Below are 13,565 nucleotides of genomic sequence, written 5' to 3' on the forward strand. Positions count from 1 at the left end.
GATGACGATGGCCGACACACAAATCCTCGCCGAGAAAAAACCAAGCGGCCCGATCGGGCGTTGGCTGACGATGCTGTGGGCGGACAAGCTCGCTTTCTTCGCGGCTCTGTTCCTCTTGATCGTTCTGCTCTGTGCGCTGTTTGGCCCGTTCCTGCTGGAGGCCATCGCCACCAAGCAGAACCTGCGGGGCCGCAACGCGCCCCCGTTCGATATCACCCGCGGAATGCTTTATGTTCTCGGCGCGGATGCGCTGGGCAGGCCGCTTCTTGCCCGCGTCATCGTGGCGGCGCAAAACACCATCCTGGTTGCCGCGGCAGCCGTGCTCGCATCATCTGTCGTCGGCACAGCGCTCGGTCTGGTCGCAGGTTACAGCCGCTCTTCTGCTGCTCAATGGATCATGCGCCTCGGCGACGTCATCATGTCCTTTCCGTCGCTGCTTCTGGCGGTGATCGTGCTCTACATGCTCGAGCCCTCGGTCACCAATATCGTCCTCGTCCTGGCGATCACCCGCATTCCCATCTATCTGCGCACCACGCGCGCCGAAGTGCTGGAAGTGCGCGAGCGGATGTTCGTGCAGGCGGCGAAGGTCATGGGAGCATCGTATTGGCGCATTGTCTTCCATCACATCCTGCCAGTGATCTTCCCCACGCTGGTGACCATTGCGACGCTCGATTTCGCCTTCGTCATGTTGGCCGAATCCTCGCTGTCATTCCTTGGGATCGGCATTCAGGCGCCGGAGATCACCTGGGGTCTTATGGTTGCTCAAGGACGACCCTATCTCACCAATGCCTGGTGGCTTTCCTTCTGGCCGGGCCTTGCAATCATTCTGACGACGCTGTCGCTGAACCTTTTGTCGAATTGGCTGCGCATCGCGCTCGATCCGACACAACGCTGGCGCCTTGAAATGAGGGGCAGGAAAAATGGCTGAACATCTTTTGGAAGTGCGTGACCTCTCGGTCGAGTTCCACACCGCCAGCGGGACCGTCAAGGCGGTGCAGGATGTCAGCTGGCATCTCGATCGCGGCGAGACGCTGGCGATCCTTGGGGAAAGCGGTTCGGGCAAGTCCGTGTCGGCCTCGGCGATCATGAACCTGATCGACATGCCGCCCGGCAAGATCACCAGCGGCACCATTCTCCTCAACGGCCGCGACATGCTGAAAATGACGCCCGAGGAGCGACGCTCGATCAACGGCGCCAAGATCGCCATGATCTTTCAGGACCCGCTCGCCCACCTCAATCCGGTCTATCCGGTGGGCTGGCAAATCACCGAGATGATGACGACGCATGGCCAGTCGGCGGAGCGCGCCGGCGCGAGGGCGCTCGAATTGATCGGGCGCGTCGGCATAACCGATCCGCAGGCGGCGATGCGAAAATATCCGTTCCAGTTCTCCGGCGGACAGCGGCAGCGCCTGATGATCGCCATGGCGATCGCCTGCAAGCCCGATATCCTGATCGCGGATGAACCCACCACTGCGCTTGATGTGACGGTGCAGGCGCAGGTGCTCGAACTTCTGCAGGAGTTGCAGCAGGAAACCGGCATGGGCCTGTTGCTGATCACCCATGATTTGGGCGTCGTTGCCGAGATCGCCGACCGGGTCGTGGTGATGAATTCCGGCTGCGTCGTCGAAACCGGCAATGCGGCCGAAGTCTATCGCAACCCGCAGAACGCCTATACGAAGAAGCTGATTGCCGCCGCGCCGGGGAAGGGTGCGATGGCGCAGGAGCGTGACCGGCAGGGCGAACCGCTGCTGCGCGCCATCGGCTTGAAAAAGAGTTTCGGCGCATTCCAGGCGCTGAAGGGCGTGGACTTCGTCATCATGCCCGGCGAAACCGTTGCCGTTGTCGGCGAGAGCGGTTCCGGCAAGTCAACCCTTGCCCGGGCGATCGTTCGCCTCGATGATCCTCAGGAGGGCCAGGTTCTCTACCGCGGCAACGATCTGCTTGCGATGACCCCGAGAGAAATATTCGGGCTGCGTCGCGATTTGCAGATGGTCTTTCAGGACCCGACCCAGTCACTGAACCCGCGGATGAGCGTGTTCCGGTTGATTTCGGAGGCCTGGGTCATTCACCCTGATATCCTGCCGAAAGCGAGATGGAAGGAGAGAGTGGCCGAGTTGCTGGTCAAGGTTGGCCTGAAACCGGATATGGCCGACAGGTATCCACATCAGTTTTCCGGCGGCCAGCGCCAGCGTATCGCGATTGCCCGGGCGCTGGCGATGGAGCCGAAACTGATCATCTGCGACGAGGCGGTTTCGGCGCTCGACGTGTCGATCCAGGCGCAGGTGATTGCCTTGCTTGAGGGCCTGCGTCGCGAATTCGGCCTGTCTTACCTCTTCATCGCACACGATCTGCCGGTGGTTCGCGATTTCGCCGATCGGGTCATCGTCATGAAGGCCGGCGAGATTGTCGAGGAGGGTCCGGTGGAGCAGATCTTCAATGCGCCCTCCCACCCCTACACGCAGGCGCTTCTTGCCGCGAGCCTCGATCCCGATCCGGAGATCCAGGCCACCCGACGCGCCGCCCGCCAACGACAGGAAGGACTCGTTTCCGCATGAAGCCCGATGTCATCGTCGCCTATCCGCTCCGGCCCCATCAGATGGCGATGCTGGAGGAGACCTACACGCTGCACCGGCTCGATCTTGTCAAAGGCGAAGAGCGGGATACTCTCTTGCAGCAAGCCGGCCCGATCTCCTCCGCACTGGTCTGCAACGGCCATGTGACGATCGACGAAGCCCTGCTTTCGAAATTGCCGGCATTAAAGCTCGCCGCCTGTTCCTCGGCTGGCTACGACCAGATGGACGTCGAGGCGATGACACGGCGCGGCATCAAGCTCACCAACACATCCGAGGTGCTGTGCGACGACGTTGCCGACATGGCACTGCTTCTGATGCTGGCGGCACGCCGGCGCCTGCCGGAAGGCGATCGCTACGTGCGCTCCGGCGATTGGGGGCAGAAGGGCATGATGCCGCTGACGACATCGACCTCGGGCAAGAAGGCCGGGATCGTCGGCCTCGGCCGCATAGGGATGGCCATTGCCAAGCGATGCGAAGCTGTCGGGCTGACGGTCGGCTATTATGGCAGGATGAAGAAAGCCGGCAACGATTTTGCCTATTTCGACACGCCGGTAAAACTGGCGGACTGGGCCGATATCCTGATCGTCGCCACCCCTGGCGGGCTCGCCACCGAAGGGTTGATTTCGGCGGACGTGCTGAATGCGCTCGGACCGACCGGCAGCTTCATCAACATTGCCCGCGGCACCGTGGTCGACGAACCGGCCTTGATTGAGGCCTTGCAGGAAAGGCGGATCGCCTCGGCCGGCATCGATGTCTACCTCAACGAACCCAATCCCGATCCGCGCTTTGCAGCGCTCGACAACGTTGTGCTCTATCCCCATCATGCCAGCGGTACCGAGGAAACGCGCGACAGGATGGCGCAATTGACGGTCGACAACCTTGCCGCCTTCTTCGCAGGCAGGCCGCTGCTGACGCCGGTCAATTGACTCCGGCAAAACCCGCGGCGCGGCAGATCAGACGAAGTAGTCCGGGAACTCCTTCCGCAGGTCTTCCACTTTCGCGACGGTGCGGCTGAGATGCTCACGGATTGCATCGACCGCACCCTGTTCGTTGCGCGCGGCAATCGCATCGATGATGGCGTGGTGCCCATCGAGAATGCTGACGATCTTGCCCTTCTCGGGCAGATGCAGGCGACGAATACGCTCGAGGTGGCCGGAGCGCTCGCGTATCAACTGGTGGAGGCTGCTGCGCTTGGCGCCTGCGAACAATGTCTGGTGAAAGAGCTCGTCGAGCTCCTGGAAGATCGCGATCTGATCGGCGTCGTCGGCGACTGCCGACTGCATCTTGATGATCGACCGGGCGCGGGTAATGACGCTCGGATCTGGATCCGGATCGGTTGCGAGGCGGCGGCAAACTTCCGTTTCCAGCGCCACGCGAAGGAAATGTGCTTCGTAAATCTGCAGGACGTCGATCCTGGTCACCACAGTGCGGGACTGCGGGTAAATGCGGACCAGACCCTCCTGTTTGAGAAGCTGCAACGCGTCACGGATAGGAGTCTGGCTGACTTCATAAGTCTCGGTGAGCTCGGTGCGCGACAGCGTGGTGTCCGGCGGCAGCTGAATGGTGATGATGCGCTTTCGCAGATCATCATAGACCCGCTGGACGGTACTGCCGGCGACGACCGGAAAGCCGGGCGCGGTCAGGCCAAATGTAGAGGCGAACTGGGAATTCATGTGAGGCGTCCTTTTCAGTCCCATTCATAGCTTTGCACGACCTAATGCACAAGAACGCAAACTTTCCATTGATATATATGTCAAACTAAAATATCAGTTGGTGCAAACGCTGAAATAAGCAAGCGAAAAGGTGGGAGACAGCCGTGACCGCGAGGAAAACCTACGAGCAATTGCGGTCCGCCCGATGGATGCTGCCGGATGATCAGCGCTCGTTCGGCCACCGGTCGCGGACGATGCAGATGGGTTACGCGCCGGAGGATTGGCAGGGAAAGCCGATCATCGCCGTGATCAACACCTGGTCCGATGCGCAGCCGTGCCACATGCATTTCCGTGAACGCGCCGAATGGGTGAAGCGCGGAATTCTTCAGTCGGGCGGCTTCCCCATGGAACTGCCCGCTCTTTCCCTTTCCGAAAACTTCGTCAAGCCGACCACGATGCTCTATCGCAATATGCTGGCGATGGAGACCGAGGAACTGTTGCGGAGCCATCCTGTCGATGGCGCCGTTCTGATGGGCGGCTGCGACAAGACGACACCAGGCCTTGTCATGGGCGCAGTGAGCATGGGCGTTCCCTTCATTTATCTGCCGGCCGGCCCGATGCTTCGCGGCAACTATGCCGGCAAGACGCTGGGCTCCGGTACCGACGGCTTCAAATATTGGGACGAGCGCCGCGCCGGCACGATCACCCAGGAGGAGTGGCAGGGCATCGAAGGCGGAATCGCCCGCAGCTACGGCCATTGCATGACCATGGGCACGGCATCGACGATGACGGCGATCGCCGAGGCTATGGGATTGACGCTGCCGGGCGCATCCTCGACCCCGGCAGCCGACGCCAACCACCAGCGCATGTCGGCGGCCTGTGGCCGCCGCATCGTCGATATGGTGTGGGAGGATCTGACGCCGGACCAGATCATCACTCCGGCCGCCGTCGACAACGCGGTCACGGTCGCCATGGCGACCGGCTGCTCCACCAATGCCATCATTCACCTGATCGCCATGGCGCGGCGCGCCGGCGTCCCGCTGGAGCTCGATGATCTCGATCGCATCGGTCGCACGACGCCGGTTCTCGCCAACATCCGGCCTTCCGGTTCGACCTATCTGATGGAGGATTTCTTTTATGCAGGGGGCCTGCGTGCCCTGATGAAGCAGCTCGGCGACAAGCTGGATCCCACCGCGATTACCGTTATGGGAAAACCCTTGGTGGACGGTCTCGACCAGGTGAAGATCTACAATGACGACGTTATCCGGCCATTGTCGAACCCGGTCTATCACGAAGGTTCGCTGGCGGTGCTCAAGGGGAACCTGTGTCCCGACGGCGCGGTCATCAAACCAGCGGCCTGCGACCCCAAATTCCACCGCCATCGCGGCCCGGCCCTGGTCGCCGACAGCTATGCTGACATGAAGAAGATCATCGATGATCCCGACTATCCGCTGACGCCGGACACGGTTCTCGTGCTCCGCAATGCCGGCCCCCAGGGCGGGCCGGGCATGCCGGAATGGGGCATGATCCCGATGCCGAAGGCGCTGTTGAAGCTCGGCCTGCGCGACATGGTACGCATCTCGGACGCCCGCATGTCCGGAACCAGTTTTGGCGCCTGCGTGCTGCATGTCGCACCGGAATCTTATGTTGGCGGGCCTCTGGCACTGCTGAGAACGGGGGACATGGTCGAGCTTGATATTCCGGCACGCAGCCTCAATATGCTGGTTTCCGAAGAAGAGATCACAGCGCGGCGGGCCGCCTGGGTGGCGCCGACGCGGCATTACGAGCGCGGCTACGGCTTTATGTTCTCCGGCCATATCGAGCAGGCCGACAAAGGCTGCGACTTTGATTTCCTGACAACGGAATTCGGTGGCAAGACGCCGGAACCGGCCATCAACTGAGGCACCACGATGTTTGATCCCAATCGACGCACGATCCCCGCACAGCCGCCCAAGGCTGGCTTCGCTGCCGGTCCGTCCAAACTGGACGCCATCCGATCGGTTACCCTGTCGCTCGCTTACCTGCCGTTGGCGCGACCAATCAGCGATGCCAAGGTGTTGACGGGCCGGCAGAAGCCGCTGACCCAGGTGGCCTTTCTCTTTTGCGAGATCGTCTCCGAGGCCGGCCATAGCGGCCTCGGTTTCAGTTACTCGAAGCGGGCAGGCGGACCTGCGCTTTATGCACATGCCTGCGAGCTTGCAGACAACCTGATCGGCGAAGATCCCAACGATACCGCGCGCATCTGGGACAAGCTCTGCTGGGCCGGGGCCTCGGTCGGCCGCTCCGGCATTGCGACCCAGGCAATCGCCGCCATCGACATCTGCCTCTGGGACCTGAAGGCGAAACGCGCCGGCCTGCCGCTTGCAAAACTGCTTGGCGCCCATCGCGACAGTGTCGCCTGCTACAACACCTCCGGCGGCTTCCTGTCATCGAGCGTCGAGGAAATCCGCGATGCCATCGACCACTCGATCGCTTCCGGGATCGGCGGCATCAAGATCAAGGTCGGACAGCCGGACCCGATGATCGACCTTCGCCGGCTTGATGCGGTGACCAGCCATATCGATGGCCGTGTCCCGCTGATGGTCGATGCAAACCAGCAATGGGACCGCACGACGGCGTTGCGTTTCGGCCGGCTGGTCGAACCGCTCAATCTCGAATGGATCGAAGAGCCGCTCGATGCCTATGATGCCGAGGGCCATGCGGCACTGGCACGCGAACTCGCCACGCCGATCGCCACCGGCGAAATGCTGGCAAGCGCCGACGAGCACATGGCGCTGATCCGGGCCGATGCGGTCGACTTCATTCAGCCGGATGCGCCGCGGGTCGGCGGCATCACGCCCTTTCTGCGCATCTGCACACACGCCGAGGCGAAACGTATGCGCCTGGCGCCGCATTTCGCCATGGAAATCCATCTGCATCTGGCGGCCGCCTATGCGCATGAGCCGTGGGTAGAGCATTTCGATTGGCTGGCGCCACTGTTCAACGAACAACTCGATATCAAGGACGGCCGGATGATCGTGCCGGCCCGTCCGGGGCTTGGTTGCAGCCTGACGGGCAAAGCCCGTGACTGGACCGTGGAAACCTGCAGCTTCGGCGTTTGAATGAGAACGAGGAGAAGGAAATATGAACCCCGCAACCCGTGAAAAGCTGATGGGTGTCTCCGTCGCGACGCTTTGTTCTGCGCTGTTCAAGCGCGGCCTGAGAAACCAGACGATCCAGGATGTTCGGCCGGTGCAGCCGAAGGGCCGCAATATGGTGGGACCGGCCTTCACGCTGCGTTACATGCCGGCGCGTGAGGACCGCAACGCGATGAACGTTTTTCGGAACCCGAAACATCCGCAACGGCTTGCGATCGAGACCTGCCCGGAAGGCTCTGTTCTTGTGATGGACAGCCGCAAGGATCCGCGCGCAGCCTCTGCCGGCGACATCCTGATTACCCGTCTGATGATGCGCGGCGGCGCCGGCGTCGTCACCGATGGCGGCTTCCGGGACGCCATGACGATCGGCGGCCTTGATATTCCCGCCTATCACAACCGTCCCTCCAGCCCGACGAACCTGACGCTGCACGAGGCAATCGACATCAATGTGCCGATAGGCTGTGGCGATGTGGCGGTCTTCCCGGGCGACATCATGGTTGGCGACGACGACAGCGTGATCGTCATCCCGGCTGAGATCGCCGACGAGATCGCTGATGAAGCGGTGGAGATGACCGCTTACGAGGATTTCGTGACGGAACGCGTCAAGCAAGGTCATACGATCATTGGCCTCTACCCGGCCACCGACGAAAGCAATCTGACGCTCTTTGCCGAATGGCGGAAGGTGAGTGGCCGCTAGAGCATGATGCCGAAAAGTGTAAAGCGGTTTTTGGACGACATCATGCTCTAACTATTTAATTTAGAACAGGATTCAGATTTTAGGCCGACTTGGCCTAAAATCATCCTGTTCTAAGGCGGCGCATGTTGAACAACGGAATCAGCACGGAGCAAGGCTCCGCCGAGGAGAATAACAATGAGCTGGACCCCTTCAGGCAGGCATTTCATCGCCGGCGAGTGGATTGCCGGAACGACGACATTTCGGTCCGAGCCGGCGCATGGGCAGGCACATGACTTTGCTGTCGGCACAACGGAACTGGTCGACCGCGCCTGCCGCGCCGCCGAAGCTGCTTTTGCAGCGTTTTCGGCAACGACACGCGAGGAGCGCGGCCTATTCCTCGAGGCAATCGCCGAGGAGATCGACAAGCGCGGCGAGGCCGTCACCCTCATCGGAACGCAGGAAACCGGGCTTCCGGAGGGCCGGCTCAACGGCGAACGCGCTCGCACCACCGGCCAACTCAGACTGTTTGCCGACCATATCCGCAAGGGCGCGCATCTCGACGCTCGCGTCGACGCAGCCCAACCCGATCGGCAGCCGGCGCCGCGGCCCGAGATCCGTCTGGTGCAGCGGCCGATCGGCCCGGTCGCCGTCTTCGGCGCTTCGAATTTTCCGCTGGCATTCTCGACGGCCGGCGGCGATACGGCAGCAGCGCTTGCGGCGGGCTGCCCGGTCGTGGTGAAGGGGCATTCGGCCCATCCCGGCACAGGTGAAATCATTGCCGAGGCGATTGCAGCCGCTATCGAGCGCACTGGAATGCCGGCTGGCGTCTTCAGCCTGATCCAGGGCGGCCGCCGCGATGTCGGAACGGCTCTGGTGACCCATCCCGCCATCAAAGCCGTCGGCTTTACCGGCTCGCTTGCCGGCGGACGGGCGCTCTTTGACCTTTGCGCCCAGCGCCCTGAGCCGATCCCCTTTTTCGGGGAACTCGGCAGCGTTAATCCGATGTTCCTGCTGCCGGCTGCTACCGCTGCCCGGGCGGATGCAATCGGTTCCGGCTGGGCCGGTTCACTGACGCTTGGTGCCGGCCAGTTCTGCACCAAGCCCGGCATCGCCGTCGTCGTCGACGGGCCGGAGGCGGACAAGTTCACCCGTGCCGCCAAGGCGGCTCTTGAAAAGGTGGCGCCGCAGACGATGCTGACCAACGGCATCGCCACGGCCTATCACGAAGGTGCCGACCGCCTGCGGGCAAGCAATGCCGTCGCGCCGGTTCTCGCTGCAGACAGTGCCGGCCGCGACGCCGCGCCGAACCTGTTCGAGACCAACGGCTCTGCCTGGCTTGCCGATCACTCGCTCAGCGAAGAGGTGTTCGGCCCTCTCGGCCTCGTCGTGCGCGTCGGCTCGCCTGAAGAGATGGTCGCCCTCGCCGAAAGCTTTCAGGGACAGCTGACCGCGACGATCCATATGGACGACGCCGATCTTGGCCTTGCCCGCGACCTGCTGCCGATCCTCGAAAGGAAGGCTGGCAGATTGCTAGTCAATGGCTTCCCAACCGGCGTTGAGGTTGTCGATTCCATGGTGCATGGCGGACCCTATCCGGCCTCGACCAATTTCGGCGCGACCAGCGTCGGGACCATGTCGATCCGCAGATTTCTGCGCCCCGTCGCCTATCAGAATTTCCCCGCCGACCTGTTGCCGCAAGACCTGCGCAACTGAAACCGAGGAGTACCAAATTGATCGCCCCGACGGAACTTCGCGAGATCATTCGCAACGGCCTGCTGTCTTTTCCGGTCACTCCTTTCGATGCCGAGGACCGGTTTGCCGCCAGGCCGTTTTCGGCGCATCTGGAATGGCTGTCATCGTACCCCGTTGCCGGCCTAATCGTTGCCGGCGGCACCGGTGAGCTATTCTCGCTGACGCCGGGTGAGGTGGTCGAGGTGGTAAAGGCCGCCCGCGCCGTGTCCGGCGATGCGCCTGTTATTGCCGGATGCGGCTACGGCACGCGGATTGCCTGCGACATGGCGCGCGAGATCGAGGCGGCCGGTGGCGACGGCATTCTTCTGCTGCCGCATTACCTGACCGAGGCGCCGGCAGATGGCATTGCCGCGCGTGTACGGGCCGTTTGCAAGGCCACCAATATGGGCGTTATCGTTTATAATCGCGGCCAGGCGCGGGTTTCGGCCGAGCAGCTTGCTCAGCTTGCCGACGAATGCCCAAATCTGATCGGCTTCAAGGATGGAACCGGTGACATCGATACGGTGCGCCGTGTGACGATCGCGCTGGGGGACCGCCTTTCCTATATCGGGGGCATGCCGACACACGAACTGTTTGCTCAAGCCTATCGCGGAGCCGGCATGCCGACCTATTCCTCGGCGGTCTTCAATTTCGTGCCTGAAACGGCACTGAAGTTCCACAAGGCATTCCTCGCCGGTGACGACGCGGCCTGTGAGCAGATGCTGCGCGATTTCTATTATCCCTTCGCCCGCATCCGCGATCGCAAGGCCGGTTATGCGGTATCCGCGGTCAAGGCAGGCGTGCGTTTGCGCGGCTTTGATGCCGGTCCGGTGCGGGCGCCGCTGACGGATCTTACCGACGAGGAAGTCGAGATGATGCGCGAACTGATTGCTTCGGCCAAGTAAGATTTCGCGCCCCAGACAAGGTTGAAGGCTGTGCACTCGGAGCGCCAGGGTTGAACGCAATCGTCAACTAGTATATTAGTGCACTTGTGCTTTATAGGACTATGAGGAGATAGATGCCGGAGCACCGGAAACGGGACGCAGATTCACTGTGAGGAGCGCCAAAGGCGCATGGGAGGAGAACGAAATGAAACTGCATTTGTTAGCTGCCTGCTTTTCAACAACGGTGCTCGCGCTGAGCGGCGGTACGGCGCACGCTCAGGATGCCAAGAGCAACGTCACTATTGTGCTTGCCGAAACCGTCGATGTCGTCGAACCCTGTATGGCAGCGCGCCAGGACGTCGGCCGGGTCATTTCTGAAAACGTCAACGAAATGCTGGTGGAATTCGACTACGTCAATGGCGGTCTCAAACCCCGCCTGGCGACGGAATGGTCGAAGATCGATGACGACACCTGGGAGTTCAAACTGCGCCCGAATGTCAAATGGCACGATGGCAAGCCGTTCACCGCCAAGGATGTCCAATTCACCATCGAGCGCAACAAGAACAAGAAGCTCAGCTGTGAGACCGGCGGCAAATATTTCGGCGGCACGGAATTCAGCTTCGAAACGCCCGATGCCAACACGATCCGCATTACGACAAAACCGGCGCAGCCGATTCTTCCGCTTCTGATGACGGTGATGGCTGTGGAATCGGCCGAGGCGACACCAGCCGACGAATTCACCCGCAAACCGATTGGCACTGGCCCTTATACGTTCGACAAATGGGAAATCGGCCAGTCGATCGTGCTGAAGCGCAATCCGGAATATTGGGGGGAGAAACCCCAGGTGGAACAGGCGACCTATCTGTTCCGCTCTGACAGCGCCGTTGCTGCCGCCATGGTCGATGCCGGCGAAGCCGATATCGTTCCGGCCGTATCCGTACAGGATGCCACCAACAAGGAAACCGATTTCGCCTATCCGAATTCGGAGACGACATCGCTGCGCATCGATACGCGCGCAGCACCCCTCAACGACCGGCGCATCCGCGAAGCGATGAACCTCGCCATCGATCGTCAGGCGATGCTCGGAACGCTGTTCCCCGAACAGGCGAAGATCGCGACACAGCTCGTCGTACCCACAACGATCGGCTACAATGCCGATATCCCCGCCTGGCCCTATGATCCCGAAAAAGCGAAGGGACTGGTCGAAGCGGCGAAAGCGGACGGTGTCCCGGTCGATCGTGAGATCCGCATCATCGGTCGCAACGGGCAATATCCCAACGCCACCGAAGCGATGGAAGCGATGATGGCGATGCTTCAGGAAGTCGGCTTGAACGTGAAGCTCGACATGTATGACGTTTCCGTGTGGAACGGCTACTTCGTTGCACCCTTTGTCGCTGATTCCGGTCCGACGCTGACTCAGTCGCAGCACGATAATGCGACCGGCGATCCCGTCTTTACCGCATTCGTGAAATATGCGACCGACGGCTCCCACTCCATGGTTCGCGATCCCGCTGTCGACGCGCTGATCGCCAAGGCGACCTCTGCCACCGGCGACGAGCGCACAAAACTCTGGAAGGAGCTTTTCGCCAAGGTGAACACTGAGATCATTGCGGATATCCCGATGTTTCACATGGTCGGGTTCACCCGCGTTTCGCCGCGTCTCGACTTCAAGCCGACGATCGCGACGAATTCCGAACTGCAGCTGGCGCAGATCCGCTTCAAGTAAGCTGGTCTGTCGAACTTAGGCAGGGGCCGCCACCAATGGCGGCCCCTGCTTTCCATGACATGACGGATAGATGCCTATGCCTCTGATTGATCGCGTTGCCCTAACTCAATTCACCGAGCAGATATTGACCCGCGCCGGCATGGAGATCGACAAGGCCGAAACCACTGCCGCCGTCCTGGTGGAGGGCGACATGATCGGCCACGAAACCCATGGCGTCAGCCTTCTGAACTGGTATGTCGAGGCGTTGGAAGACGGTTCACTGGCAAAGTCGGGCAGCTATGAGGTCGTCAATGACCGCGGCGCTGCCTTTGTTTGGGACGGCAAATCCCTGCCGGGCGCATGGCTGCTGACCAAGGCGATCGAGCAGGCCTGCGAACGTGTAAGCGATCATGGCGTCGTCACCGCCGCGATCCGCAACTGCCACCATACCTGCGCTCTTTCAGCCTTCATGCGGGAGGTAACCGACCGGGGCCTGATCGTGCAGCTGTCGGTCTCGCATCCCGCGGCGAGCCGCGTTGCGCCCTATGGCGGCACGAAGCCGCTCCTGACGCCCAATCCGATGGCGGCCGGCTTCCCGACGTCTAAGGATCCGATCCTGATCGACGTGTCGGCCTCGATCACCACCACGACCATGACGCAAAACCTGGCGAAGGCCGGCAAGAAATTTCCTGAGGCCTGGGCCCTCACCGCTGCAGGCGAGCCGACCGACGATCCGCGCGAGGTGACCGAACGGGGCGGGACGATGATGCCTCTCGGCGGCCAGCTGAAGGGGCACAAGGGTTTTGGGCTCGGGCTGATCGTCGAATTGCTGGGGCAGGGGCTTTCCGGCAAGGGACGGGCGAACGCGCCTTCTGGTGTCTTTTCGCAAAGCGCCTTCGTCCAGATCATCGACCCCGCCTTTTTTGCCGGGTTGGATGCCTTTACGACGCAGTCCGATTTTCTCGGCTCTGCATGCCGCAGCAATCCTCCGGCGCCCTGGAACAATGGTCCTGTCCGCATGCCGGGCGATAGCGCAGCGCGAAGGCGCCGCTCGGCGTTGGAAGAGGGCGTGCCGGTCGGCGATGCAGCTTGGCAGAAGCTTTGTAAACATGCCGAGATCCTGGGCCTGCCTATTCCCGACGTCGCCGCGTGAGGAAAACATCTCGGCTTCGAAACTCCTATCGGTCGCCGCAATGCCCGGTGTCAG

Annotated in this window: 11 protein-coding genes; 10 read left to right on the plus strand and 1 reads right to left on the minus strand. The window is 61.6% G+C overall.

The genetic code is table 11. The features are described from left to right. The first annotated feature begins 1 nt into the window (after position 1). Genes OLZ32_RS12025 through OLZ32_RS12035 form a run of 3 tightly spaced genes read left to right on the plus strand, consistent with a single transcriptional unit; the run spans position 2 to position 3,499 of the window. Positions 2-928, plus strand: a complete 927-nt coding sequence (locus OLZ32_RS12025) for an ABC transporter permease (protein ID WP_017956475.1) — start codon at positions 2-4, stop codon at positions 926-928. Next, positions 921-2,555 carry an ABC transporter ATP-binding protein gene (locus tag OLZ32_RS12030; protein ID WP_003550764.1) on the plus strand — a complete coding sequence of 545 codons (1,635 nt, stop codon included), beginning with the start codon at positions 921-923 and terminating at the stop codon, positions 2,553-2,555. Before OLZ32_RS12025 ends, OLZ32_RS12030 begins: the two co-directional genes overlap by 8 nt. Further along, positions 2,552-3,499: a 2-hydroxyacid dehydrogenase gene (locus tag OLZ32_RS12035; protein WP_264396175.1), complete on the plus strand. Its 948-nt coding sequence runs from the start codon at positions 2,552-2,554 to the stop codon at positions 3,497-3,499. Before OLZ32_RS12030 ends, OLZ32_RS12035 begins: the two co-directional genes overlap by 4 nt. 27 nt (positions 3,500-3,526) lie before the next feature. On the opposite strand, the gene OLZ32_RS12040 is transcribed toward OLZ32_RS12035, so the two are convergent. Beyond that, the gene (locus OLZ32_RS12040) at positions 3,527-4,246 is read right to left on the minus strand and encodes a GntR family transcriptional regulator (protein ID WP_003550768.1); all 720 of its coding nucleotides are present in this window, start codon (positions 4,244-4,246) and stop codon (positions 3,527-3,529) included. Positions 4,247-4,389: 143 nt separating this feature from the next. On the opposite strand from OLZ32_RS12040, the gene araD reads away from it, so the two are divergent. From araD to OLZ32_RS12075, 7 genes are all read left to right on the plus strand, one after another. Continuing rightward, on the plus strand, positions 4,390-6,126 hold the full coding sequence (gene araD, locus OLZ32_RS12045) for an L-arabinonate dehydratase (RefSeq protein WP_264396176.1): 1,737 nt from the start codon (positions 4,390-4,392) through the stop codon (positions 6,124-6,126). Between the two features lie 9 nt (positions 6,127-6,135). Further along, a complete protein-coding gene (locus OLZ32_RS12050) occupies positions 6,136-7,326 on the plus strand; it encodes an L-talarate/galactarate dehydratase (RefSeq protein ID WP_003550772.1) in 1,191 nt (396 codons plus the stop codon). 22 nt (positions 7,327-7,348) lie between these two features. Beyond that, positions 7,349-8,059 (plus strand): ribonuclease activity regulator RraA, encoded by a 711-nt coding sequence (locus OLZ32_RS12055; RefSeq protein WP_264396177.1) that lies wholly within the window; start codon positions 7,349-7,351, stop codon positions 8,057-8,059. 174 nt (positions 8,060-8,233) lie between these two features. Then, positions 8,234-9,751, plus strand: a complete 1,518-nt coding sequence (locus tag OLZ32_RS12060; RefSeq protein WP_264396178.1) for an aldehyde dehydrogenase (NADP(+)) — start codon at positions 8,234-8,236, stop codon at positions 9,749-9,751. A gap of 17 nt (positions 9,752-9,768) precedes the next feature. Continuing rightward, on the plus strand, positions 9,769-10,674 hold the full coding sequence (locus OLZ32_RS12065) for a 5-dehydro-4-deoxyglucarate dehydratase (protein ID WP_017991666.1): 906 nt from the start codon (positions 9,769-9,771) through the stop codon (positions 10,672-10,674). Positions 10,675-10,858: 184 nt separating this feature from the next. Then, positions 10,859-12,379, plus strand: a complete 1,521-nt coding sequence (locus OLZ32_RS12070) for an ABC transporter substrate-binding protein (RefSeq protein WP_003550780.1) — start codon at positions 10,859-10,861, stop codon at positions 12,377-12,379. A 70-nt stretch (positions 12,380-12,449) separates the two neighbouring features. Beyond that, positions 12,450-13,511, plus strand: coding sequence for an Ldh family oxidoreductase (locus OLZ32_RS12075; RefSeq protein WP_264396179.1), 1,062 nt, complete (start codon positions 12,450-12,452; stop codon positions 13,509-13,511). Positions 13,512-13,565: the final 54 nt, after the last annotated feature.

This window comes from Rhizobium acaciae, from assembly GCF_025941625.1.
Classification (GTDB): Bacteria; Pseudomonadota; Alphaproteobacteria; order Rhizobiales; family Rhizobiaceae; genus Rhizobium; species Rhizobium acaciae.

What these genes read in the sequence shown, in the direction of transcription:
- OLZ32_RS12040 (WP_003550768.1), bottom strand. Translation starts at nt 4,246, where the DNA reads ATGAATTCCCAGTTCGCCTCTACATTTGGCCTGACCGCGCCCGGCTTT.
- OLZ32_RS12070 (WP_003550780.1), top strand. Translation starts at nt 10,859, where the DNA reads ATGAAACTGCATTTGTTAGCTGCCTGCTTTTCAACAACGGTGCTCGCG.
- OLZ32_RS12050 (WP_003550772.1), top strand. Translation starts at nt 6,136, where the DNA reads ATGTTTGATCCCAATCGACGCACGATCCCCGCACAGCCGCCCAAGGCT.
- OLZ32_RS12075 (WP_264396179.1), top strand. Translation starts at nt 12,450, where the DNA reads ATGCCTATGCCTCTGATTGATCGCGTTGCCCTAACTCAATTCACCGAG.
- OLZ32_RS12030 (WP_003550764.1), top strand. Translation starts at nt 921, where the DNA reads ATGGCTGAACATCTTTTGGAAGTGCGTGACCTCTCGGTCGAGTTCCAC.
- OLZ32_RS12025 (WP_017956475.1), top strand. Translation starts at nt 2, where the DNA reads ATGACGATGGCCGACACACAAATCCTCGCCGAGAAAAAACCAAGCGGC.
- OLZ32_RS12060 (WP_264396178.1), top strand. Translation starts at nt 8,234, where the DNA reads ATGAGCTGGACCCCTTCAGGCAGGCATTTCATCGCCGGCGAGTGGATT.
- OLZ32_RS12035 (WP_264396175.1), top strand. Translation starts at nt 2,552, where the DNA reads ATGAAGCCCGATGTCATCGTCGCCTATCCGCTCCGGCCCCATCAGATG.
- OLZ32_RS12055 (WP_264396177.1), top strand. Translation starts at nt 7,349, where the DNA reads ATGAACCCCGCAACCCGTGAAAAGCTGATGGGTGTCTCCGTCGCGACG.